The 21540-nt window shown below is 70.4% G+C and carries 23 protein-coding genes; 14 read left to right on the top strand and 9 right to left on the bottom strand.

From position 1 onward, the window contains the following. Positions 1–4 precede the first annotated feature (4 nt). Both bioB and H5411_RS25395 read left to right on the top strand, forming a co-directional pair. Positions 5–1063 carry a biotin synthase BioB gene (gene bioB, locus H5411_RS25400; protein ID WP_101439576.1) on the top strand — a complete coding sequence of 353 codons (1059 nt, stop codon included), beginning with the start codon at positions 5–7 and terminating at the stop codon, positions 1061–1063. A gap of 5 nt (positions 1064–1068) precedes the next feature. After that, positions 1069–2205 (top strand): 8-amino-7-oxononanoate synthase, encoded by a 1137-nt coding sequence (locus H5411_RS25395; protein ID WP_183125262.1) that lies wholly within the window; start codon positions 1069–1071, stop codon positions 2203–2205. On the opposite strand, the gene H5411_RS25390 is transcribed toward H5411_RS25395, so the two are convergent. Further along, positions 2116–2607, bottom strand: a complete 492-nt coding sequence (locus tag H5411_RS25390) for a DoxX family protein (protein ID WP_101439574.1) — start codon at positions 2605–2607, stop codon at positions 2116–2118. The genes H5411_RS25395 and H5411_RS25390 overlap by 90 nt on opposite strands. A gap of 162 nt (positions 2608–2769) precedes the next feature. Between H5411_RS25390 and H5411_RS25385 the strand changes: the two genes are divergently transcribed. After that, positions 2770–3291 (top strand): COG4315 family predicted lipoprotein, encoded by a 522-nt coding sequence (locus tag H5411_RS25385; RefSeq protein WP_101439573.1) that lies wholly within the window; start codon positions 2770–2772, stop codon positions 3289–3291. A 143-nt stretch (positions 3292–3434) separates the two neighbouring features. After that, a complete protein-coding gene (locus H5411_RS25380) occupies positions 3435–4637 on the top strand; it encodes an NAD(P)/FAD-dependent oxidoreductase (RefSeq protein ID WP_101439572.1) in 1203 nt (400 codons plus the stop codon). A gap of 106 nt (positions 4638–4743) precedes the next feature. On the opposite strand, the gene H5411_RS25375 is transcribed toward H5411_RS25380, so the two are convergent. After that, complete coding sequence (locus H5411_RS25375) at positions 4744–5322, bottom strand: TetR/AcrR family transcriptional regulator (protein ID WP_220817439.1); 579 nt, start codon at positions 5320–5322, stop codon at positions 4744–4746. A gap of 65 nt (positions 5323–5387) precedes the next feature. Here H5411_RS25375 and H5411_RS25370 point away from each other — a divergent pair, with 65 nt between their 5' ends. Next, positions 5388–5846, top strand: a complete 459-nt coding sequence (locus H5411_RS25370; protein WP_101439571.1) for a cupin domain-containing protein — start codon at positions 5388–5390, stop codon at positions 5844–5846. Positions 5847–5949: 103 nt separating this feature from the next. On the opposite strand, the gene H5411_RS25365 is transcribed toward H5411_RS25370, so the two are convergent. From H5411_RS25365 to H5411_RS25355, 3 genes are read right to left on the bottom strand one after another with little or no spacing between them, the layout of a single operon-like run. After that, the gene (locus tag H5411_RS25365) at positions 5950–6183 is read right to left on the bottom strand and encodes a hypothetical protein (RefSeq protein WP_101439570.1); all 234 of its coding nucleotides are present in this window, start codon (positions 6181–6183) and stop codon (positions 5950–5952) included. Between the two features lie 16 nt (positions 6184–6199). Further along, positions 6200–7813 carry a hypothetical protein gene (locus H5411_RS25360; protein WP_220817438.1) on the bottom strand — a complete coding sequence of 538 codons (1614 nt, stop codon included), beginning with the start codon at positions 7811–7813 and terminating at the stop codon, positions 6200–6202. Next, positions 7806–8060, bottom strand: coding sequence for a hypothetical protein (locus H5411_RS25355; RefSeq protein ID WP_183125237.1), 255 nt, complete (start codon positions 8058–8060; stop codon positions 7806–7808). The genes H5411_RS25360 and H5411_RS25355 overlap by 8 nt, the downstream gene beginning before the upstream one ends. 475 nt (positions 8061–8535) lie before the next feature. Between H5411_RS25355 and H5411_RS25350 the strand changes: the two genes are divergently transcribed. After that, the gene (locus H5411_RS25350) at positions 8536–9069 is read left to right on the top strand and encodes a hypothetical protein (protein ID WP_101439567.1); all 534 of its coding nucleotides are present in this window, start codon (positions 8536–8538) and stop codon (positions 9067–9069) included. A 100-nt stretch (positions 9070–9169) separates the two neighbouring features. Here H5411_RS25350 and H5411_RS25345 read toward each other — a convergent pair whose 3' ends face one another. Then, on the bottom strand, positions 9170–9385 hold the full coding sequence (locus H5411_RS25345) for a hypothetical protein (protein WP_143271472.1): 216 nt from the start codon (positions 9383–9385) through the stop codon (positions 9170–9172). A 155-nt stretch (positions 9386–9540) separates the two neighbouring features. On the opposite strand from H5411_RS25345, the gene H5411_RS25340 reads away from it, so the two are divergent. Genes H5411_RS25340 through H5411_RS25330 form a run of 3 tightly spaced genes read left to right on the top strand, consistent with a single transcriptional unit; the run spans position 9541 to position 11662 of the window. After that, positions 9541–9876 carry a DUF3040 domain-containing protein gene (locus tag H5411_RS25340; protein WP_101439566.1) on the top strand — a complete coding sequence of 112 codons (336 nt, stop codon included), beginning with the start codon at positions 9541–9543 and terminating at the stop codon, positions 9874–9876. Beyond that, on the top strand, positions 9861–11036 hold the full coding sequence (locus tag H5411_RS25335) for an SDR family oxidoreductase (RefSeq protein WP_101439565.1): 1176 nt from the start codon (positions 9861–9863) through the stop codon (positions 11034–11036). Before H5411_RS25340 ends, H5411_RS25335 begins: the two co-directional genes overlap by 16 nt. 2 nt (positions 11037–11038) lie before the next feature. Then, positions 11039–11662 carry a phosphoribosyltransferase gene (locus H5411_RS25330; protein WP_167442073.1) on the top strand — a complete coding sequence of 208 codons (624 nt, stop codon included), beginning with the start codon at positions 11039–11041 and terminating at the stop codon, positions 11660–11662. Here the strand turns inward: H5411_RS25330 and H5411_RS25325 are convergent, their stop codons facing one another. Next, positions 11663–12658, bottom strand: a complete 996-nt coding sequence (locus tag H5411_RS25325; RefSeq protein ID WP_101439564.1) for an inorganic phosphate transporter — start codon at positions 12656–12658, stop codon at positions 11663–11665. Beyond that, positions 12659–13273 (bottom strand): DUF47 domain-containing protein, encoded by a 615-nt coding sequence (locus H5411_RS25320; RefSeq protein WP_101439563.1) that lies wholly within the window; start codon positions 13271–13273, stop codon positions 12659–12661. It abuts the gene before it with no gap. 102 nt (positions 13274–13375) lie between these two features. On the opposite strand from H5411_RS25320, the gene ku reads away from it, so the two are divergent. Then, the gene (gene ku, locus H5411_RS25315; protein WP_101439562.1) at positions 13376–14275 is read left to right on the top strand and encodes a non-homologous end joining protein Ku; all 900 of its coding nucleotides are present in this window, start codon (positions 13376–13378) and stop codon (positions 14273–14275) included. A gap of 104 nt (positions 14276–14379) precedes the next feature. Here the strand turns inward: ku and H5411_RS25310 are convergent, their stop codons facing one another. Continuing rightward, positions 14380–16332 (bottom strand): aconitate hydratase, encoded by a 1953-nt coding sequence (locus H5411_RS25310; RefSeq protein ID WP_183125236.1) that lies wholly within the window; start codon positions 16330–16332, stop codon positions 14380–14382. A 98-nt stretch (positions 16333–16430) separates the two neighbouring features. Here H5411_RS25310 and H5411_RS25305 point away from each other — a divergent pair, with 98 nt between their 5' ends. From H5411_RS25305 to H5411_RS25290, 4 genes are all read left to right on the top strand, one after another. Continuing rightward, positions 16431–16766 carry a plasmid stabilization protein gene (locus H5411_RS25305; protein ID WP_101439560.1) on the top strand — a complete coding sequence of 112 codons (336 nt, stop codon included), beginning with the start codon at positions 16431–16433 and terminating at the stop codon, positions 16764–16766. Between the two features lie 10 nt (positions 16767–16776). After that, positions 16777–18588 carry a glycoside hydrolase family 15 protein gene (locus H5411_RS25300; RefSeq protein WP_101439559.1) on the top strand — a complete coding sequence of 604 codons (1812 nt, stop codon included), beginning with the start codon at positions 16777–16779 and terminating at the stop codon, positions 18586–18588. A 53-nt stretch (positions 18589–18641) separates the two neighbouring features. Continuing rightward, positions 18642–20435 (top strand): thiamine pyrophosphate-requiring protein, encoded by a 1794-nt coding sequence (locus H5411_RS25295; RefSeq protein WP_101439558.1) that lies wholly within the window; start codon positions 18642–18644, stop codon positions 20433–20435. After that, positions 20432–21540, top strand: a 1109-nt coding sequence (locus tag H5411_RS25290) for an enolase C-terminal domain-like protein (protein WP_101439557.1), incomplete at its 3' end; no start/stop codon positions are given. The genes H5411_RS25295 and H5411_RS25290, both read left to right, overlap by 4 nt.

The following is a 21540-nucleotide window of genomic DNA, read 5'->3' as shown; positions in this document are numbered from 1 at the left end:
ATAGGTGTTCAAAACCTTCGACGACCTGGCCGACCGGCAGCTGGCCGGCGGCGTACTCGACCGAACTGACGCCCGCGCGGTGCTGGAAGCGCCGGACGAGGACGTGCTCGGCCTGGTCGCGGCGGCCGGGCGGCTGCGGCGCGCGCACTTCGGCAACAAGGTCAAGGTCAACTACCTCGTCAACCTGAAGTCGGGCCTGTGCCCCGAGGACTGCGGGTACTGCTCGCAGCGGCTCGGGTCGTCCGCCCAGATCCTCAAGTACTCGTGGCTGTCCGCCGAGGAGACGGCGCGCCAGGCCGGCGCGGGCATCCAGGGCGGCGCGTCGCGGGTCTGCCTGGTCGCGAGCGGGCGCGGGCCGAGCGACCGCGACGTCGACCGGGTCGCGCAAGCCGTCGAGGCGGTGAAGTCCGCGCATTCCGACGTGGAGGTGTGCGCCTGCCTCGGGCTGCTCAAGGACGGCCAGGCCGAGCGGCTCCGCGAAGCCGGGGTCGACGCGTACAACCACAACCTGAACACGAGCGAGTCCCGGTACTCCGAGATCTGCACGACGCACGGGTACGACGACCGCGTCGACACGGTCGAAAAGGCCAAGTCCGCCGGGCTTTCCGCGTGCTCCGGCCTGATCGTCGGCATGGGCGAGACCGACGACGAGCTGATCGACGCGATCTTCGCGCTGCGCGACATCGGCAGCGATTCGATCCCGGTCAACTTCCTGATGCCGTTCGAGGGCACGCCGCTCGCCGGGACGTGGGAGCTGAGCCCGTTGCGCGCGCTGCGCATCCTCGCGCTGGCCCGGTTCGCTTGCCCGGCAACGGAAGTCCGGATGGCCGGCGGCCGCGAGATGCACCTGCGGTCGCTGCAGCCGCTCGCGCTGCACGTGGTGAACTCGCTGTTCCTCGGCGACTACCTGACCAGTGAAGGCCAGGCGGCGAAGGCCGACCTGGAGATGATCGCCGACGCCGGCTTCGAGGTCCTCGGCGCGGGCGAACAGCCGCAGGCCGCGCACTCCTCCCCGGCGCTCCGGGAACGCGGGGCGGGCACCGCCGCCGCACCCAACGCGTGACCGCCATGGTGTCGATGCACGACTGGCTGACCGCCGCGGAACGGGACCGGCACGTCGCCGGTCTCGTCCGGCGGACCGATGATCGACGGCATCCGCGAAAGTCCACATTGGACCTCGCGTCGAACGATTATCTGAGCCTCAGCACCGATCCGCGACTGCGCGCGGCCGCCGTCCGAGCCGTCGAGAAGTACGGTGCGGGAGCTGGCGCGTCACGAGTCGTCACCGGCACCACGCCGTGTCACACGGAGCTGGAACGCGAGCTGGCCAGCCTCACCGGGCAACCGGCCGCGCTCGGGTTTTCCAGCGGCTACACGGCGAACATCGGCGTCATCACCGCACTCGGTTCGCCGGACACGCTGCTGGTCACCGACGCGCACATCCACGCGTCGCTGATCGACGGCGCGCGGCTGTCCCGCTCCCCCGTCGCGATCTGCCCGCACGGCGACCTGGACGCCCTCGCGCAGCTGCTGCGCGACCGGTCGCAGGAACGGGCGATCGTGGTGGTCGAGTCGATCTATTCAGTGCTCGGCGACGCCACGGACCTTGTGCGCACCGCGGCGTTGTGCGCCGAGTACGACGCGTTTCTGGTGGTGGACGAAGCACACGGCATCGGCGTCGCGGGCAACGGCCGGGGCGCGGTGCACGCGGCCGGTCTCGCGGGAGCGCCGCACGTCGCGGTGACTGCCACGTTGTCGAAGGCGTTGGGCGCGCAGGGCGGCGCGGTGCTGGGATCGCCGTTGCTGCGCGAACATCTGGTCAACACGGCGCGGACGTTCATCTTCGACACCGGCCTCGCCCCCGCCGCTGCCGCGAGTGCGGCCGAAGCGTGCCGGATCATCGCCGCCGAGCCTTCGCGGGTCGAGGATCTGCACCGCGCCGCGGTCGCGATCGCCGATGCCGCAGGGGTTTCGCGAGCGCCGGGCGCGGTGCAGTCGATTCCCGCCGACTCGCCGGACCAGGCCGTCGCGGCCGCGAACCAGCTCTACGAACGGGACATCGTCGTGGGCTGCTTCCGGCCGCCGAGCGTCCCGGACGGCGTTTCCCGGCTCCGGCTAGTCGCGCGCGCCGGGGTTGACCTGGACCGGGCTCAGCACGCCGCGCGCCTCGCTGCCCAGTGGTCGCGCGCCGCCAGCGTCGTCTGACCGCTTCCCGAAGAGCGCGTCGAGCGCGAGCGCGCCGGGACCGGTGAAGACCAGCAGCAGGAAGGCCCAGCAGAACATCGCCGCGGGTTCGCCGTGGTTCTGCAGCGGCAGCAACCCGTCCGGCTGGTGGACGACGAAGTAGGCGTACGCCATCGACCCGGACGCGAGCAGCGCCGCGATCCGCGTGCCAAGGCCGAACGCGACCAGAAGGCCGCAGCCGAGCTGGATCACCGCCGCGTACCAGGACGGCCAGACGCCGACCGCGACGGTTCCGCCCTCGGGGCCGCCGCCGAAAACCCCGAACAGCGCCGCCGCGCCGTGGGCCGCGAACAGCAGCCCGACGACGATCCGGAACAGGCCGAGCACGAACGGGACGGCCCGGTCGAGCACACGCTCTGGCATGGGACCTCCTCGGAGAGTTACTAAGGTTAGGCTTGCCATACCGTACGTGCCGGGACGCTTCGCGTCTAGATGGCGGTGCTGCTCGCCGGATCGGGCTGAACCGTTCCGGCTCCAGCCGCGTGTCGGGGGAAGGGCACCACCCACGCACTGTTGGAGGCTGGGATGACTGTCACGACTCTGGCGACCCCAAGGAATTTCGGGCTGCTGGCCGCGTTGGCCGCGGCGGGCTTGTTCGCCGCCGCGTGCGGGGGCGGCGGGAGCACGGCCGCGCCACCCGCCAAGCCGCCCGCCGCGCCGACGCATCTGACCGACAGCAAGGGCGACACGATCTACCTGTTCGCCGCGGATCACGACGGCCAGTCCGTCTGCACCGCGAACTGCGCGAGCTACTGGCCCCCGGTCGCGGCGGGCACACCGCTCACCGGGCCGGCGCGGGGCAGCGTCGGCTCCATCACCCGGCCGGACGGCTCCAAGCAAGAGACCCTCGGCGGACATCCGCTGTACCGGTACGTCGGCGACCACTCCGCCGGGCAGACCAACGGCCAGGGCCTGAACGTCAACGGCGGGCTGTGGTGGATGGTCACGCCGGACGGCGCCGCGATCACCACGGCGACGGCCAGTTCCGCGCCGTCGAGCACCGGCGGCTACAGCGGAGGCGGCTACACCGGCGGCGGGTACGGCTGAGCAGCGAAGTAACGCCTTCGCGGGTAGGCGCTGTCTCGATGGGGTACCTCTGATCAGGGCACCTTGACCGGGCAGCCGAATAAGACCAAACTTCGCTAGTGATATAAGTACTCCCGTCGTCCCCGCATCGAAGGAGTTCGCCAGTGACCTCGTCGTTCGTCATCATCGGAGCCGGACTGGCCGGGGCCAAGGCCGCGGAAGCGTTGCGCGACAAGGGATTCGACGGGAAGATCACCATCGTCGGCGACGAGCGGCACCTGCCCTACGAGCGGCCGCCGCTGTCGAAGGACTATCTCGCGGGCAACGCCGAGGCCGAGAGCTTCCAGGTGCACGACGCCGCGTGGTACGCCGAGAAAAACGTCGAGCTGCGCCAGGGCGTCAAGGCGACGGCGATCTCGCGGGACGCGAAGCAGGTGACGCTCGACGACGGCACCAGCCTCGGCTACGACAAGCTCCTGCTGGCCACCGGCGCGAGCCCGCGCGAACTGCCCGACACCGCGGGGATCCACTACCTGCGCCGGATCGAGGACTCCGACCGGCTCAAGGAGCTGTTCGGCACCGCCGCCAAGCTGGTGGTCGTCGGCGGCGGCTGGATCGGCCTCGAAGCGACCGCCGCCGCGCGTCAGGCCGGGGTCGAGGTCACCGTGATCGAGACGCTCGAACTGCCGCTGATCACCGCGCTCGGCCGGGAGGTCGCCCCGGTGTTCGCCGACCTGCACCGCGCGCACGGCGTCGACCTGCGGCTCGGCGTCCAGGTCGAGCACATCACCAACGGCGGCCAGGGCAAGCGGATCCGCCTCGGCGACGGCAGCGTCCTCGAGGCGGACGCGGTCCTCGCCGGGATCGGCGCGAAGCCGAACGTCGAACTGGCCGAGGCGGCCGGCCTCCGCGTCGACAACGGCGTGGTGACCGACGCGAGCCTGCGCACGAGCGACCCGGACATCTTCGCCGCGGGCGACGTCGCGAACGCCTACCACCCGTTCCTGGGCAAGCACATCCGCGTCGAGCACTGGGCGAACGCGCTGAACCAGCCCGCGGTGGCCGCGGCCGGGATGCTCGGCAAGGAGGAGGCGTACGACGAGCTGCCGTACTTCTTCACCGACCAGTACGACCTCGGCATGGAATACCTGGGCGCCATCGAGGGCCACGACCGCGTCGTCTTCCGCGGCGACGTGCCCGGGCGCGAGTTCATCGCCTTCTGGCTCAAGGAAAACCGGGTGCTGGCCGGGATGAACGTCAACGTCTGGGACGTCACCGACCCGATCAAGGCGCTCATCCGCTCGGGCAAGGCGGTGGACCCGGACCGGCTGGCCGACCCCGAGGTCCCGCTGGAGGACCTCGCCTGATTCCCGCGTCCGCGGGCCGTTCCGGACTCGTTCCCGGAGCGGCCCGCTGAGGTCGCGCCGCGGCGACCGGATCTCTCCGTCCGCGCCGCCGGGAACGCTTGACCGACTAGTCCCGGGGCAGTATCCCCTCCAGGGACAGCTCCAGAAACCGCCGCCAGTCCCCGCTTTCCGTGCGGACCACCGACGACAGGCAGCCGACCAGCAAGTACACGTCGGCCACCGTGCAGTCCGCGCGCAGCACCCCCGCCGCCCGGTCCGCCGCGATCGCCTGCGCCACCACGGTTTCCAGCTGCTTCAGCGCTTCTCCACGAGGTTCGCTCCCCGCCGACGCCCGCGCCGTCTCGATGGCGGACGACAGCGCCCGGTCCCCCGACAGCACCTCGCCGACGTGCCGCAGATAGCGTTTGACGCCGGATTTCCCGTCGAGGCACCGCTTCCGCGCGTACTCCGCGATCTCGGCGAACCGCTGCTCCGCCAACGCTTCCACGAGCGCCCGCCGGTCCGGAAAATTCCGGTACACGGTTCCGACGCCCACCCCGGCGACCCGCGCGATCTCCGGCAACTGGACGTCGTCCTGCTCGGCGAGCAGCGCACGGGCCGCTTCGAGCACCCGCGCCCGGTTGCGTTCCGCGTCCGCCCTCGGCTTGCGTTCCGCGTCCGCCCTCGGCTTGCGCTCCGTTGACAACCGACGCCCTCCTGCCGCTAATGTGGAAACGGACTCCACTTCCGATACGTTGGCGAGGATACCCCATGACGAAGGACCGCTTCCTGCTCCTGCGGCCCGGCGAGGCGCGGCCGGGCCGGGTGCCGCTGCCGCCCGCGTTCGCCGTGAAGGCGATGACGGGCGACACCGAAACCCGGTTCTCCCTGCTGGAGGTGACACTGGCGCGTGACATCCCGAGGCACGTCCACCACCAGGCCGACGAGTGCATCTACGTCCTGGAGGGCGAACTGGGCATCGACTTCGCGGATGAGACTCACGTGGCGACGAAGGGGATGTTCGCGTTGCTGCCGCACGGGGTTCCGCACGCGTTGCGGGCGGTCTCGGATCCTCCGCCGCGCTTGCTGCAGATCTCCTCGCCGGGCGGGTGGGAACACTATCTGGAGGATCTCTTCGAGGCGGGACCTGCGGTGCTCACGGACGGCGCGCTGGACCCGGCGAAGATCAATCCGGTGGCGGCTCGGCACTCGATCGCCTATGAGGAGTGACGCGCCGGTGCGACTTGGGCAGCCGAACGTCCGTGAAGGACTCCTCCAGGGAATCAGATTCCTTCAAGGAGCCCTTCACGGACCACAAAAGTCCGCTGACAGCTCAGACCGTCCGCAACCGCCGCCACTCCCACGCGGCCAGGCCCGCGAACGCGACCGTCGCTACGCAAGCGACAGCCGTCACCAGCCGCTCGGCTTCCCCGCCGCCTCCGTCCGGAGAAGCGCCGGTCGTGCGCTCGATCCAGTCCGGAACGGTCAACGTCAGCACCAACGCGACAGCACTGAGCGCGGCGAGCACAGACTCGACCGTGATCCGAAGCTTTCGTGCAGTGATCATGACAACCTCCCCGCTCTCAGTACTTCGCCGCGTTGAGACGCGTCCGCCAGGTGTTGCCCCCGCCTGCGTATTCGCCGTAGCTCCACACGGTCCGGGAATCCGACGGGTCCCGGCCGATGCCGAAGTAGTCGCCCCATCTGCCGCCGGTGTAGGCACTCTGCCCGGCGATCACCGAAGCGCTGCCCTGCAACGTGCCCGGCGGGTCGGTGGCGAGGCGGCCGGTCTGGCGGAAGTGGCCGTACTCGTCGGGCGCGGACCGGCCGAACGCGACGTGGGCGTTGCGGGAGATGTCGGTCTGGATCACCGGGAAGAAGTAATGCCTGCTCGGTGCGCCGAACGCGCCCTGTTGCGCGACCGCGTGGCTGGGCACGTCGATCTCGTACCACTGCACCACTGACCGCGCCTCGCTGTCGCCGGGCCAGCTGTACGCGGAAGTGTGCGTGGTCCACAACCGCTGGGTGCGGCCCGCCGCCTGGAATACCGCGTTGAGCAACCGCGTGTCGTTCGTGGCGATTCGCGTTGTGCCGCCGTCCTTTTGCACCGCGCCCGGCGGCAGGCTGTAGCCGCGGCAGGGAACGGCGGCCGAGGTCAGCGTCGGTGCGCCGCCGGACCACAGGCCCAGCGGATTCGACAACGTCCAGAGGGTCAGGCTGGACCCGGACGGGAACAGCGAGTTCACCAGGTAGGCCCGCGGATTCCCTCCGATGCCCTGGAAATGACAGCACGGCTGCACGGAGAACGCGCCGCTGCCGTCCGGGTTCTTCAGGCCCCAGAAGTCCCACCAGCGGATGGTGTGGCTCCCGCCGGCCCCGCCGCCGTAGAGTTCCGCCTTGTTGAAGATCCGCAGTTTCGCGTAGGCGAACCCGCCGCCGAAGGCGAATTGGTTGGTGGACACGTAAATCGCCTGGGTGTCGAAGCCGAGCATCGGGTAGTCCGACCAGTTGCCCGTCGCGGTCGCACCGTTCGCGGTCGCGTCGGTGCTCCAGATCCAGTACCCGCCCGCGGGGTCGCCGGTCTGCGAGACGCCGAGCATGATCCAGGAGCCCTGCGGGTTGGCGCGGCGGGCGGCGATGCAGACGATCCACCGACCGCTGTAGTGGTCGTAGGCCAGTTTCGGGTCGAAAAGCTGCGCCCCGGCGGGCAGCACCGGGTTGAACATCGCGGTGAAATTCGCCCACCGGAACTGTTGCAGGCCGCTCTTGTCGTAGCCGACCAGGTCCACGTTGACCGCGGCCATCACCTGCTTCGGACCGACCGCGACCGTGCAGTCCGGCGGCCGGAAGGCGGTCTGCGAGATCCCCTCGAAACTCGCCGACGCCGCCGGGGCCAGGCCCTCGGCGATCTCGTCCTCCGGCGGATTCTCCTCCGACGGTTCCGCCGCCGCTTCCTCGTCCAGCTGCACGGCGAGCGCGTCCTCGGGAGCCAGTGCCTCCGCGCCGTGTTCCCGCGCACCGGTCTTCAGCTGGTCGTACTCCTCGACCGGCACCGGGAACCGTTGCGCGAACAACGGCGACCGCTCCGGCGACGGCGGCGCGGCGAGCAGTTCGCCGACCGTCAGCTCCGCCATCTCCCGCGACGCGCCCCCGGCCGTTTCGCCTGCCTGGCCCTCGAGCACCTGTGCTTCAGGCATCACGGTGATCACCCTCTTCCTCCGCGGCCTCGTCACCGGCCCGTGCCGGGGCGTCGGCCTCCTCCTCCCGATCGCGGTGCCGCTCCGCGGCCGCCTTCAGCCGCGCCATCTCGGCGGCCGGAACCGGCGTCCCGATCGGAATCTCGTATCCCGCTTCCGGTTCGGCGGGCGCGTTTTCGCGCGCCGAACCGCTTTCCGCGCCCTCGCCGCGTCCCGCACCGGACCGCGGTTCTTCCCGTTCGCCCATCGTTCACCCCCGGGAATTTCGCCCGAAAAGATCAATTCCGGCGACGTTCACGAAAAAGGTCGCACGAGTGCCGGGAACGGATACGGAAGAACCGCAACCTTCAGCCGAACGGCGCAGCGCGACCGGATTCTCGCACTTTTTCTCCAGATATCCCGGAAGGCGCATAAAAACGGACCGGAAACCGTTCCGAAGAACCTTTCCTGATTCCCGGGCCGGTCGGCTTCGATCTGCCCCGAACGACCGAATGCTGACGGATCAAGCACTTCGGTCCTGTTCGTCCTCGCTCGCCCGGCTTGCGCCCCATCAGCGAATCATCCCGGTCCCGCAGCCGAAGACTTACGTCCACCTTGCGCATTTTGTCGCCTGACAAGTTGAGCACCCGGTTAATTCTTCACGCATTCCTTCGAAGGTAGGTGGTGCGATGGCCCGATCCCGGCGGACGCTGGCGCGACCGTCTTACTGGGAGGAGATTTCCATGTCCCGACTTGCCCGTTTCGCCGCGCCTGCCGTCATTCTCGCCGGTTCGCTCGCTTTGGTCGCGCCGGCCGCGCACGCCGCCGTCCCGCATACTCTCGCCGCGAAATGCTCGCAGTCCTATCTGCCGCTGCCCGACCCGGCCTGCACGCCCGGCGCGACCAACCCGGACGTCACGCAGGACACCATCGGCGACACGATCTGCGTCCCCGGCTGGACGTCGACCATCCGCCCGCCGACGACCTACACCACCCCGCTCAAGAAGCAGGGCATCATCGACTACGGCTACTCCGACACCTCGCTCAGCTCGTACGAGGAGGACCACTTCCTGCCGCTCGAACTGGGCGGCGCGCCGAAGGACCCGAAGAACCTCTGGCCGGAACCGCACGACGGCGACCAGAACTCCTACACCAAGGATTCCGTCGAAAACGCGGTCAAGAAGGCGGTCTGCGCGGGGCAGGTCACCCTCGCCGACGCACAGCACGCCATGCTGACCAACTGGACCACCGCGGAGTCCGTGCTCGGCATCGGCTGACCGGGAATCCCGGAGCTCCCGCAACCGTCCGGGAAGGGGTCCTTGACGGAATCAGATTCCGTCAAGGACCCCTTCCCGGACGTTCCCAGCGCGCCCAGAGTCAGCCTCCCGACTGCCTCGACACGACGGCCAGCCGAGGCCGCCGCGTCTCCCCCAGCCCGGGTCCCGGGCGGTGCGCGCGGCACACGGTGCACACGACGGCGTGGCTGACCGGCGTCCCGTCCTCCTGGACCAGCCTTCCCACGTGCACCGCCGCGCGGCCGCATTGTCCACAAGGGACGGTCGCGCTTTCCGGGTCTACCAGCAGCCTGCTCATCTCGTGCTCCTTCCGGCGATTCCGCCGAGTTCCGGCGGTTGCTGCCGCCCGCCCGGTTACCCCTCGCCTTCCCGGGCAAACCGGACTCTTCCGCCGTTCCGGTTTGGCCTGGCCAGGAGCGGGTAAGCCGTCGGCCAGGCGGAAGGGAGCAGGCGATGGCCGCGCACCGGCAGCCGGATCCCCACCGGGCGCTGCGGTCGATGGAACGAGAGCTTCTCGCCACCGACGCGCTGTGGGTGCGCCGCGCCTTCGGCCAGTCGGCGTGGCCGCTGCGCCGGGCGTGGGCGGTGGCGTGCTGGGCGCTGACCGCGGTCGCGGCGGGGCTCGTGGCCTGCGGGATCGCCTTTCCGCCGGAGGTGCCGCTCGCGCTGCTCGGCTTCGTGCTGGCGGCGATCGCGGTGTGCGGGCACGTCGCCCGCCAGGAGTGTCTGCGTCCGCCGACCCGCCGGACTCCTGGTCCGGGGAAAGGATTTCCATGCCGCCCGTCGTAGTCGTGACCGGAGCCAGCGCCGGAGTGGGCCGGGCCGTCGCCCGGGCTTTCGGGAGCCGCGGCGCGAAAGTCGCCTTGCTGGCGCGGGGCGAGAAGGGGCTCGCCGCCGCGGCGGAGGACGTCCGCGAAGCCGGGGGCACGCCGTTGGAGCTGCCGACGGACGTGGCCGACTTCGCCCAGGTCGACGCCGCCGCGACCCGCGCCGAGGACGAACTCGGGCCGATCGACGTCTGGGTGAACGTCGCGTTCAGCTCGGTGTTCGCCCGGTTCACCGACATCAAACCCGACGAGTACCGGCGGGTCACCGAGGTCACCTATCTCGGTTTCGTGCACGGCACGATGGCCGCTCTCAGCCGGATGAAACCGCGGGACGCCGGCACGATCGTGCAGGTCGGCTCGGCGCTCGCGTATCGCGGAATCCCGCTGCAGAGCGCGTATTGCGGGGCCAAGCACGCCATCCAGGGCTTCAACGAAGCGCTCCGCTGCGAACTTCTCCACGAGCACAGCGGAATCCGCACGACCATGGTGCAGCTTCCCGCGGTCAACACGCCGCAGTTCACCTGGCTGCTGACCCGGCTGCCCGAGCACGCCCAGCCGGTGCCGCCGATCTACCAGCCCGAACTCGCCGCCCGCGCGGTGCTGCACGCCGCCGACCATCCGCGCCGCCGCGAGTACTGGGTCGGTTCGAGCACCGCCGCGACGCTGCTGGCCAACGCCGTCGCACCCGGGCTGCTCGACCGGTACCTCGCCCGGACCGGCTTCGGCGCGCAGCAAACCGGCCAGCCCCAGCCGCCGAGCCAGCCGGCGAACCTGTGGGAGCCGGTGGACGGCCCGCGCGGATTCGACTACGGCGCGCACGGGGAGTTCGACCAGCAGGCGAAAGCGCGGGACATCCAGCCGGTGCTGAGCCGACACCACGGCGCGGTGGCGGCCGGGCTGGCCGCTGCCGCCCTCGCCGCCGGACAGCTGCTGAGCCGTACCCTGAAGTCCACAAAGGACACTTCGGACGGCCGGGACGCGACACGCGGGAAATCCGGCCAGGCGAAAACGCTCAGCCGCGCCGCAACCGGTCTTGCCATCGCCGGGCAAGGGCTGCGCCGCATCCAGAAGTCCGGGAAGGACACTCGGTTCCGCCGCCCCGCGAAGAAGGGACGCCGCTGAGAATGTTCCGGAACCGCGCCGACGCGGGTGCACGGCTCGCGGCCGTACTGGCCGAGCGGGACTGGTCCGACCCGGTCGTCTTCGGGCTCGCTCGCGGCGGGCTGCCGGTCGCCGCGCCGGTCGCCGAGGAACTGGACGCGCCGTTGGAGCTCATGGTGGCCCGCAAGATCGGTGCCCCGGGACGGCCGGAACTCGGGCTAGGCGCCGTAGCGGCGGACGGGCCGCCGTTCTTCGACCGCGCCGGGCTGCGCGCGCTGGGATTGACGCCGGAAGACATCGCCGACCAGGTCGACCACGCCCGCGCCGAAGCCCGCGACCAGGTCCGGCGCTACCTGGGCGAGCGCACCCCGCGCTCGGCGGCGGGCCACGAGGCCGTGGTGGTCGACGACGGCGTGGCCACCGGCGGGACGGCGATCGCGGCGCTGCGGGCCCTTCGGTCGTCCGCGCCGCTTCGGCTGGTCTTCGCCGCTCCCGTCGGCGCGCCGTCCGCAGCGGAGAAGCTCGCCCGCGAGGCGGACGAGGTCGTTTTCCTCCGCGAGCCGAAGCAGTTCCACGCCGTCGGCGAGTTCTACGTGGACTTCAGCCCGACCAGCGACCAGGAAGTCCTCGCCCTGCTGCCCTCGTGATCAGCCGAGCGCCGACAGCAGCCAGAAAGCCAGCGCGGCCACCCCCGCCGCGGCCGGGAAGGTGAGCACCCACCCGAGCACGATGTCGCGCGCGATCCCCCATCGCACCGCCGAAAGCCGCCGCGTGGCACCCACGCCCATCACCGCCGCGGTGATCACGTGCGTGGTCGAAATCGGTGCCTTCACGGCAAAAGCGGTCAAGTACAGCACCGAAGCACCGACCGATTCCGCGACGAACCCGTGCGGCGGATCGAGCGGGAATACGCGACGGCCGAGCGTCCGCATGATTCGCATGCCGCCCGAACAGGTGCCGAGCGAAAGCGCCCCGGCGCACACCAGCGTCACCCACAGCGGCACCGAGAACGTGCTCTGCTTGCCCGCCGCGATCAGCGCCAGGACGAGCACGCCCATCCCCTTCTGCGCGTCCTGCAAGCCGTGCCCGAGCGCCAGCGCCGAGGCCGACACGATCTGCAGCCGCCGGAACACCCGGCCGCTGCGGTGCGGATTCCTCCGCCGCAGCAACCACAGCACCGCCACCATCGCCGCGTAGCCGAGCACGAGCCCGAGCAGCGGCGACGCGACCATCGGCACCAGCACTTTCTCCACGATGCCCGTCCAGTGCACGGTGCTCGCCGCGGCCAGCGCGGCCCCGACCATGCCGCCGATCAGCGAATGCGAGGACGAGGAAGGCAGCCCGAAATACCAGGTCACCAGGTTCCACGCGATCGCGCCGACCAGCGCGGCGAGCACCACGGTCAGCGCGCCGGGACCGGCCGGGACGTCGATGATTCCCTTGGCGACGGTCGCGGCGATGCCGGTCGACAGCAGGGCTCCGGCCAGGTTCATCACCGCGGCGAGCACGAGCGCGGTGCGCAGCGGGAGCGCCCGGGTCGACACCGCGCTGGCGATCGCGTTGGCGGCGTCGTGGAACCCGTTGGTGTAGTCGAAGAAGACCGTCAGCACCACGACGGCGACCAGCGCGGCGGTGCCGTCCACTCAGGACTCCTTGACCGCGATGGTCTGCACCACGTCCGCGACGTGCTCGAACCCGTCGGCCGCCAGTTCGAACTGTTCGACGACTTCCTTCGCCTTGAGCACTTCGAGCGCGTCGGCCCCGGGCTGGAACAGATCGGCGAGCATCCGCCGGTAGGTGTGGTCCGCCTCGTTCTCCAGTGCGTTGATCTCGATCCAGAACGGCGACAGCTCGCCGACCTTCGCCAGCCCCGGCATCGCTTCCGCGGTCAGCTCCGCGGCGCGGCACAGCACCCGCAGCATTCCCTTGGTGCCCGGCGGGAACTTCTCGAGCCGGTAGAGCACCGCGAGGTCGGCCGCGGTGTCCAGGAAGTCCAGGACGTCGTCGATCCGCGCGGCCAGCGCCTGGATGTCCTCACGGTCGAACGGCGTGACGAACGTGCTGTTCAGCTCGACCATGATGGTGTGCGTCAGCTCGTCGCCGGCGTGTTCGACTTCGTGCAGCCGCGCCGCGATCGCGTCCCGGTCCGGCGGCGCCGCCTCGGTGAGGTCCCGAAGCAGCGCGGTGGCGGTGACGAGGTTCGCGGCCGCGTCCGCGAGCAGCTGGAAGAACTGGCTTCCGCGAGGTTTTATGCGCATCGGAGGATCAGTTACCCCGAATCACCCTCGGTTACACCGGTGCCGTGTGCCGCGCGTCCGCATCGGGTACCCGGCGGGCATCCAGGGAGGAAGGAGTCGCCGATGCGTCCGGTCTGGCAGGGTTCGCTGTCGTTCGGGCTGGTCAACGTTCCGGTGCGGATGTACAAGGCGGTCGAGGACCACGCCGTGCACTTCACGCAGTTCCAGCGCGGGACCCGGGACCGGATCCGCTACCGGCGGGTGAACGAGCGGACCGGCGACGAGGTGCCCTACGACGACATCGTCCGCGGCCGGGAGGTCGGCGGCGACGAGTACGTGCTGGTCGAGCAGGAGGAACTGGACGAGATCGCGCCGGGCCGGTCGCGCTCGCTCGAGGTCGAGAGCTTCGTGGACCTCGCCGAGGTCGACCCGATGTACTTCGACCGCGCCTACTGGCTCGCCCCGGCGAAAGAGGAAGCCCAGCGCCCGTACGTGCTGCTGCTCGACGCGCTGGCCAGCCGGGACAAAGCGGCCGTCGCGAAGTTCGTCTTCCACGGCCGCGAACACCTCGCGCTCGCCCGCGCCGGCGACGGCGTGATCGTGCTCAACACGCTGCATTACGCCGCCGAGATGCGCGACGCGGACGACGTGCCGCAGCTGCCCGCCAAGGCCAAGACCAACCAGAAGGAGCTGGACCTCGCGGTCAAGCTGATCGACGCGATGTCCGAGCCGTGGAAGCCCGAAGAGTTCCGCGACACCTACCGCGAGCGGGTCGAGGAGCTGATCGAGGCCAAGCGGGCCGGGAACACCGTCACGCCCGCCTCCGAGCCGGAGGAGCCGACGAAGGTGGTCGACCTCATGGAGGCGCTGGCCAACAGCGTGCGCAGCAGCCGCAAGCCGCGCACCCCGGATCTGTCCGAACTGTCCAAGACGGAGCTGCAGAAACTCGCGAAGGAGCGCGACGTCAAGGGCCGCTCGAAGATGTCCCGCGCCGACCTGGAGGCCGCCCTCAAGGCTTCCTGACCAGCCCAGCTGTCCCCTTTTCCCGGTTGTCCGTGAAGGACTCTTTGAGGGAATCAGATTCCCTCAAAGAGTCCTTCACGGACAACTGCGGAGGCGGGGGTACCTCAGTGCAGCGCCCGAGCCAGCTGCGGGATTCGTCCGCCGGCCAGCAAGACGTCGACCTGGCGCGGCGACAACTGGTGCTTCGCGCGGTATTCCTCGTTTCGAGTCTGGTTGCGGACGGTGAACTCCGCCGTCTCGGCCAGCCGATGGAGCCCGGACACGCACAGCACGTCGTCGCGCCGGACCTTCTCGCTGTCGTCCGGGTCGGCGAATTCCAGCGGCAGCACGCCGAAGTTGACCAGGTTCTGCCAGTGGATCCGGGCGAACGACCGGGCCAGCACCGCGCGCAGGCCCAGGTACCGCGCGGTGATCGCGGCGTGCTCGCGCGACGAGCCCTGGCCGTAGTTCTCCCCCGCCGCCACGAAATGCACCGGGCTGTCGGCCGCGCGCTTCGGGTAGTCCTCGTCGATCCGGGTGAAGGTGAACTCGGCCAGCTTCGGGATGTTCGAGCGGTACGGCAGCGCTCGGGCGCCGGCGGGCGAGATCTCGTCGGTCGACACGTCGTCCCCGGCCTTCAGCAGGACCGGGCCCTCGATCTCGTCCGGCAGCGGGTCGAAGTCCGGCAGCCCGGCGACGTTCGGGCCCTTCACCAGCTCCTCCCGCAGAGCCTCGTCCTCGGGCAGCGGAGCGGCGAAGACGCGCGGGTCGGCGGCCGAACGGGCCGGGGCGGTGACCCGCGGGTGCGCGAGGTGGTGTTCAGCGGCGTAGTCGCGCGGATCGGTCAGCACGCCGGTCAGTGCCGACACCGCCGCGGTCTCCGGCGAGCACAGCCACACCGAGTCGTCGGCGGTGCCGGACCGGCCGGGGAAGTTCCGCGGGAAAGTACGCAGCGAGTTCGTGCCGGGCGCGGGCGCCTGGCCCATCCCGATGCAGCCGAGGCAGCCCGCCTGGTGCACGCGGGCTCCGGCCGCGACGAGGTCGGTGAGGTGCCCGCTGCGGGCCAGTTCGACGAGGATCTGGCGCGACGTCGGGTTGACGTCGAAGCTGACCGAATCGGCCGTCTGCCTGCCCCGCACGGTGGCCGCCGCGACCGCGAAGTCCCGGAACCCGGGGTTGGCCGACGAACCGATCACGACCTGTCCCACCGGCGTTCCGGACGCCTCGCGCACCGGCACCACGTTGCCCGGCGACGACGGCTTCGCCACCAACGGCTCCACAGTGGACAGATCGATCTCCTCTTCGATGTCGTAGGAAGCGTCGCGTCCGGCGCGCAGGTCGCGGAAGTCGTGTTCGCGCCCTTCCGCCCGCAGGAACGCGCGGATCGCCTCGTCGGCCGGGAACACCGTCGCCGTCGCGCCCAGCTCGGCACCCATGTTCGCGATCACGTGCCGGTCCATCGCGCTCAGGCAGGCCAGGCCCGGCCCGTGGTACTCGATGATCCGGTGCCGTCCGCCGCTCACGCCGTGCCGTCGCAGCATCTCCAGCACGACATCCTTCGCCGACACCCACGGCGGCAGCTCGTTGTCCAGCCGGACGCCCCAGATCTCCGGCATCCGCAGGTAGAGCGGCTCCCCGGCGATGGCCAGCGCCACTTCGAGCCCGCCGACGCCGACGGCGAGCATGCCCAGCGCCCCGGCCGCGCAGGTGTGCGAATCGGATCCGGCGAGGCTCTTGCCGGGCACGCCGAACCGCTCCATGTGCGTCGGATGCGAAACGCCGTTGCCCGGTTTGGAGAACCACAGCCCGAACCGGCGGCACGCCGAACGCAGATAGTCGTGGTCCTCGGCGTTCTTCTCGTCCGCCTGCAACAGGTTGTGGTCGACGTACTGGACGCTCAGCTCCGTCCGCGCGCGGTCGAGCCCGAGCGCCTCGAGCTCCTGCATCACAAGCGTGCCGGTGGCGTCCTGCGTCAGCGTTTGATCGACCCGCAGGCCGATTTCGGTCCCTGGTTCGAGCCGGCCGGCGACCAGGTGCTCGGCCAGCAGCCGCCCGGCGAGAGTCTGTTCGCGTCCCACTCGCGGCCGGGTACCCGTTTCCGGCGCGGCGAACCGCGATGTTTCCGCCCCCCGCCGCGCGGGCAATCCGGGATCAAGAACGGCGGAAGGAGACTGGGATGCCGCAGCAGGCTTGGAGTTCGAAACGCGAACGGCAGTACCAGCACATCGAGGAGTCGCAGGAGAAGCGCGGCGCGAGCAAGGGGCGCGCCAAGGAGATCGCCGCCCGCACGGTGAACAAGAACCGGGCGCAGTCGGGCGAATCGGACCGCGCGAGCAAGACGTCGCTGCGGGACAAATCGCCGCAGCAGCGCGGCGGGCACCGCTCCGGCAAGCGGCTCGGCCCCGGCGGCCCGACGCGTGACCAGCTGTACAACGAGGCGAAGAAGCGCAATATCCACGGCCGGTCCACGATGACCAAGAAGGAACTGGCGAAGGCACTCGGCCGGGACTGACTCCTCAGCGATGAACCAGCGCCCGATCGAGGATTACGCCCTGCTCGGCGACCTGCACACCGCGGCGCTGGTCTCGCGGGAAGGCGCCGTCGAGTGGCTGTGCCTGCCGCGGTTCGACTCCCCCGCGTGCTTCGCCGCGCTTCTGCACGACGACCGCGCGGGGGTGTGGCAGCTCGGGCCCGCGGAAGGCGGGCCGGCGACGCGGCGTGGCTACGTCGGCGACTCCCTGATCCTCGCCAGCGAATGGGAAACCGACGAGGGTGCCGTGCGCGTGCTCGACTTCATGCCGCCGCGCGACGGCGCCGCTGATCTCGTCCGGATCGTCGAAGGACTGCGCGGCCGGGTCCCGATGCGGACCTGCCTGCGTCCGCGGTTCGACTACGGCTCGGTGCGGCCGTGGGTCCGCAACGTCGACGGGCGCTTCGACGCGGTCGCGGGCCCGGACGCGGTCTGGCTGACAACGCCGGTCGAAGTGTCGACCGAGGGCATCGCCGAATTCACCGTCGCCGAGGGCGAGCGAGTGCCGTTCGTGCTGACCTATCACGCCTCGTACAAAGAACGCCCTGATCCGGCGGACGCCGAGAAAGCCCTGGAGCACACCGAACAATTCTGGGCGGAGTGGATCGGCCGCTGCCGGTACGACGGCCGGTGGCCTGTCGCGGTGCGTCGTGCGCTGATCACCTTGAAGGCGCTGACGTATGAGCCGACCGGCGGCATCCTCGCCGCGCCGACGACGTCGCTGCCGGAACAGCTCGGCGGCGAACGCAACTGGGACTACCGCTACTGCTGGCTGCGCGACGCCACTTTCACCCTGCAGGCGCTCGTCGGCACCGGCTACCCGGACGAGGCGCGAGCGTGGCGCGAATGGCTCGTCCGCGCGGCAGCCGGAGACCCGGCCGAACTCCAGGTCCTTTACGGACTGGACGGGTCCCGTCGCGTGCCGGAGTCCACAGTGGACTGGCTGGACGGGTACGCCGGTTCGACCCCGGTCCGCATCGGAAACGCCGCCGCGGGCCAGATCCAGCTCGACGTGTGGGGCGAAGCGCTCGACGGCCTGCACCTCGTCCGCGAAGCCGGGCTCCCGGTGACGCATTCGGCGTGGGACCTGCAGCGCGGACTGCTCGATTTCCTTGAGGGCCACTGGGACCAGCCCGACCGCAGCCTGTGGGAAGTACGCGGAGAACCGCAGCATTTCGTGCATTCCAAGGTGATGGCGTGGGCGGGCATCGACCGAGCGGTCCGGACAGTGGAACGCCACCGGCTCGACGGACCGGTCGACCGGTGGCGGGCACTGCGCGACCGGATTCACGAGGAAGTCTGCCGCGAGGGTTTCGACGCCGACCGCAACACTTTCACCCAGTTCTACGGTTCCCGCGGCCTCGACGCCGCTTTGCTGCTGATCCCCCGCGTCGGCTTCCTTCCCGGGAGCGACCCTCGGGTGCGCGGAACCGTCGACGCGGTGCGGAAAGAACTGTCGCACGACGGCTTCGTCCATCGTTTCGACCCGGAGGCCGACCCCGGGCCCGGCGGATTGCACGGCGGCGAAGGCGCGTTCCTGCCGTGCAGTTTCTGGCTCGCCGACGCCTTGCACGGGACTGGCCGCACCGAGGAAGCCACCGAGGTTTTCGAACGGATGCTGGGGGTCCGCAACGACGTCGGGCTGCTGAGCGAGGAATACGACGTCGCCGCCGGACGCCAGCTCGGGAACATGCCGCAGGCCTTCAGCATGGTCGGGCTCGTCAACACCGCGCGCCACCTCGACGGCGCGGAAACCACCACCAACGCGACCGGGCGCCAACAGGGGCTGCGGCACGACGTGTAACCCCCCGGACCTCCGGGTAGCCGGGGAAGACCCAACGCACGGGAGGACTTGTCATGACCGAGACCGTCGGCGACTACCTGCTTTCGCGGCTGCGCGACTGGGGTGTGGAACAGGTGTTCGCGTACCCCGGGGACGGGATCAACGGTCTCGTCGCTTCCTTCGGCAAAGCGGACAACCAGCCGCGCTTCGTCCAGGCCCGGCACGAGGAGATGGCCGCCTTCTCCGCGGTCGGCTACGCGAAGTTCAGCGGCGCGGTCGGCGTGTGCATGGCGACGTCCGGGCCGGGCGCGATCCACCTGCTGAACGGGCTGTACGACGCGAAACTCGACCACGTGCCGGTCGTCGCGATCGTCGGCCAGACCGCGCGCACCGCGATGGGCGGCAGCTACCAGCAGGAGGTCGAACTCCAGGCGCTGTACCGGGATGTCGCGAACGAGTACTGCATCGAGGTGAACGTCGCCGAGCAGCTGCCCAACGCGCTCGACCGCGCGTTCCGGGTCGCGCAGGCGTCCCGCACCCCGACCGCGCTGATCATCCCGGCGGACCTGCAGGAAGAGCCGTACGAGCCGCCGCAGCACGCGTTCAAGCAGATGCCGTCGAGCCCGCCCGGAACCGCGTGGCCGAACCCGGTGCCGGCGGAACCCGCCATCAGCGAAGCGGCCGACGTGCTCAACGCCGGGGAGAAGGTCGCGATCCTCGTCGGGCAGGGTGCCCGCGGCGCGCTCGACGAGGTGAAGCAGGTCGCCGACGTCACCGGTGCCGGAGTGGCGAAAGCCTTGCTGGGCAAGGACGTTCTTCCCGACGACCTGCCGTACGTGACCGGCGCGATAGGGCTGCTCGGCACCCGGCCGAGCTACGAGATGATGCGCGACTGCGACACGCTGCTGATCATCGGCTCCAACTTCCCGTACAGCCAGTTCCTGCCGGAGTACGGCCAGGCCCGCGCCGTGCAGATCGACATCGACGGCCGGTTCATCGGCATGCGCTACCCCACCGAGGTCAACCTGGTCGGCGACGCCGCGGCGACCCTGCGCGCGCTGCTGCCGAAGCTGACCCGGACCGAAAACCGTTCGTGGCGCGAGAAAATCGAGAAGGACGTCGCCGAATGGTGGGCCACCATGGACCAGCAGGCGGCGGTCGACGCGAAACCGGTCAACCCGATGCGGATCGTGCACGAGCTGTCCCAGCAGATCCCGGGCAACGCGATGGTCACCGCCGATTCCGGCTCGTCGACCAACTGGTACGCGCGCAACCTCCGGATCCGCGAAGGCATGCGCAGCACGCTGTCCGGCACGCTCGCGACGATGGGCCCCGGCGTGCCATACGCGATCGGCGCCAAGTTCGCGCACCCGGACCGGCCGGCGATCGCGCTGGTCGGCGACGGCGCGATGCAGATGAACGGGATGGCCGAGCTGATCACCATCGCCCGCTACCAGGGGCTGTGGACGGATCCGCGCTGCATCGTCTGCGTGTTCCACAACAACGACCTCAACCAGGTCACGTGGGAGCTGCGGGCGATGGGCGGCGCGCCGAAGTTCGAGGAATCGCAGTCGCTGCCGGACGTCGACTACGCCGGGTTCGCGCGCAGCATCGGCCTCGAAGGGGTCAACGTCGACGATCCGGGCGATCTCGCCTCGGCCTGGCGGACCGCGTTCGCCGCGGACCGGCCGACCGTGCTGGACGTCCGCTGCGACGCCGAGGTCCCGCCGATTCCGCCGCACGCGACGTTCGAGCAGATGAAATCGGTGACCGAGTCCGTGCTCAAGGGCGATCCCGAAGCGTTCCACCTGATGTTCCAGGGCGCGAAGACGAAGCTGCAGGAGTTCCTGCCCGGACGGTCGCGGTGACCGTCGCCGCCCCGCACCTCGAACGGATCGACGCGCGCGCCTACCGGGTGCCGACTCCTTCGCCGGAGGCCGACGGCACGCTCGCCTGGGATTCCACCACCCTCGTCGTGGCCAAGGTGCGGGCCGGCGACACCGACGGGCTCGGCTGGACGTACGCCGATTTCTCCTGCGTCCCGCTGATCGAAGGCAAGCTGGCCTCCGCGGTCGTCGGGCAGCCGGTCCTGGACCCGCCCGCGTGCTGGACCGCCATGCAGCACGCGATCCGGAACCTCGGCCGCGCCGGACTGGTCTCTTGTGCACTGTCCGCTGTGGACATCGCGATCTGGGACGCCGCCGCGCGGCTGCTCGACGTGCCGCTGAGCCGGCTGCTCGGCCGGGTGCACGACGAGGTCGACGTGTACGGCAGCGGCGGCTTCACTTCCCAGGACGACGACGAACTGGTCGCACAGCTCGACCACTGGGTCCGCAAGCAGCGCATTCCGCGCGTGAAGATCAAGATCGGCGAGTCCTGGGGGTCCGCGGTCGCCCGCGACATCGGCCGCGTCCGGCTGGCGCGCGAGACGATCGGGGACGACGCCGCGCTGTACGTCGACGCGAACGGCGGCTACTCGGTGGGCCGGGCCCGCCGGATCGCGAAGACGTTGCGGGAATTCGGCGTCACCTGGTTCGAGGAGCCGGTGTCCAGCGACGACCTGCCCGGGCTCGCGCAGCTGCGCACGCCGGACGGACCGGACATCGCCGCCGGCGAGTACGGCTACGACCTGCCGTACTTCGCCCGGATGCTGCCGTCGGTCGACTGTCTCCAGGTCGACGTGACGCGGTGCGGCGGCTACACCGAATGGCGTCGCGTCGCCGCGCTGGCCGCTGCCGCGAACCGCGAGGTTTCCGCGCACTGCGCGCCGAACCTGTCCGCGCACGCGGCCGCGGCGACCCCGAACTTCCGGCACATCGAATGGTTCGCAGACCACGACCGGATCGAACGGGAGCTGTTCTACGGCGGCCTCGACCCCAGCGGCGGCCGGGTCGCCCCGTCGATGTCCACCGCCGGGCACGGGATGCGCCTGCACGCCGACGCCGCGGCCGAGTATGCGGTCAAGGAGGGCCG

It is taken from the genome of Amycolatopsis echigonensis (genome assembly GCF_014174495.1).
Lineage (GTDB): Bacteria > Actinomycetota > Actinomycetes > Mycobacteriales > Pseudonocardiaceae > Amycolatopsis > Amycolatopsis echigonensis.
The sequence above is the reverse complement of the archived record's forward strand: the minus strand, read 5'-3'. Positions and strand labels throughout refer to the sequence as shown.

Excerpts from the sequence above, each read along its gene's own strand:
- H5411_RS25395 (WP_183125262.1), top strand. The coding sequence starts at position 1,069 with ATGGTGTCGATGCACGACTGGCTGACCGCCGCGGAACGGGACCGGCAC.
- H5411_RS25390 (WP_101439574.1), bottom strand. The coding sequence starts at position 2,607 with ATGCCAGAGCGTGTGCTCGACCGGGCCGTCCCGTTCGTGCTCGGCCTG.
- H5411_RS25385 (WP_101439573.1), top strand. The coding sequence starts at position 2,770 with ATGACTGTCACGACTCTGGCGACCCCAAGGAATTTCGGGCTGCTGGCC.
- H5411_RS25370 (WP_101439571.1), top strand. The coding sequence starts at position 5,388 with ATGACGAAGGACCGCTTCCTGCTCCTGCGGCCCGGCGAGGCGCGGCCG.
- H5411_RS25365 (WP_101439570.1), bottom strand. The coding sequence starts at position 6,183 with ATGATCACTGCACGAAAGCTTCGGATCACGGTCGAGTCTGTGCTCGCC.
- H5411_RS25360 (WP_220817438.1), bottom strand. The coding sequence starts at position 7,813 with ATGCCTGAAGCACAGGTGCTCGAGGGCCAGGCAGGCGAAACGGCCGGG.
- H5411_RS25355 (WP_183125237.1), bottom strand. The coding sequence starts at position 8,060 with ATGGGCGAACGGGAAGAACCGCGGTCCGGTGCGGGACGCGGCGAGGGC.
- H5411_RS25350 (WP_101439567.1), top strand. The coding sequence starts at position 8,536 with ATGTCCCGACTTGCCCGTTTCGCCGCGCCTGCCGTCATTCTCGCCGGT.
- H5411_RS25345 (WP_143271472.1), bottom strand. The coding sequence starts at position 9,385 with ATGAGCAGGCTGCTGGTAGACCCGGAAAGCGCGACCGTCCCTTGTGGA.
- H5411_RS25340 (WP_101439566.1), top strand. The coding sequence starts at position 9,541 with ATGGCCGCGCACCGGCAGCCGGATCCCCACCGGGCGCTGCGGTCGATG.
- H5411_RS25335 (WP_101439565.1), top strand. The coding sequence starts at position 9,861 with ATGCCGCCCGTCGTAGTCGTGACCGGAGCCAGCGCCGGAGTGGGCCGG.
- H5411_RS25330 (WP_167442073.1), top strand. The coding sequence starts at position 11,039 with ATGTTCCGGAACCGCGCCGACGCGGGTGCACGGCTCGCGGCCGTACTG.
- H5411_RS25320 (WP_101439563.1), bottom strand. The coding sequence starts at position 13,273 with ATGCGCATAAAACCTCGCGGAAGCCAGTTCTTCCAGCTGCTCGCGGAC.
- ku (WP_101439562.1), top strand. The coding sequence starts at position 13,376 with ATGCGTCCGGTCTGGCAGGGTTCGCTGTCGTTCGGGCTGGTCAACGTT.
- H5411_RS25305 (WP_101439560.1), top strand. The coding sequence starts at position 16,431 with ATGCCGCAGCAGGCTTGGAGTTCGAAACGCGAACGGCAGTACCAGCAC.
- H5411_RS25300 (WP_101439559.1), top strand. The coding sequence starts at position 16,777 with ATGAACCAGCGCCCGATCGAGGATTACGCCCTGCTCGGCGACCTGCAC.
- H5411_RS25295 (WP_101439558.1), top strand. The coding sequence starts at position 18,642 with ATGACCGAGACCGTCGGCGACTACCTGCTTTCGCGGCTGCGCGACTGG.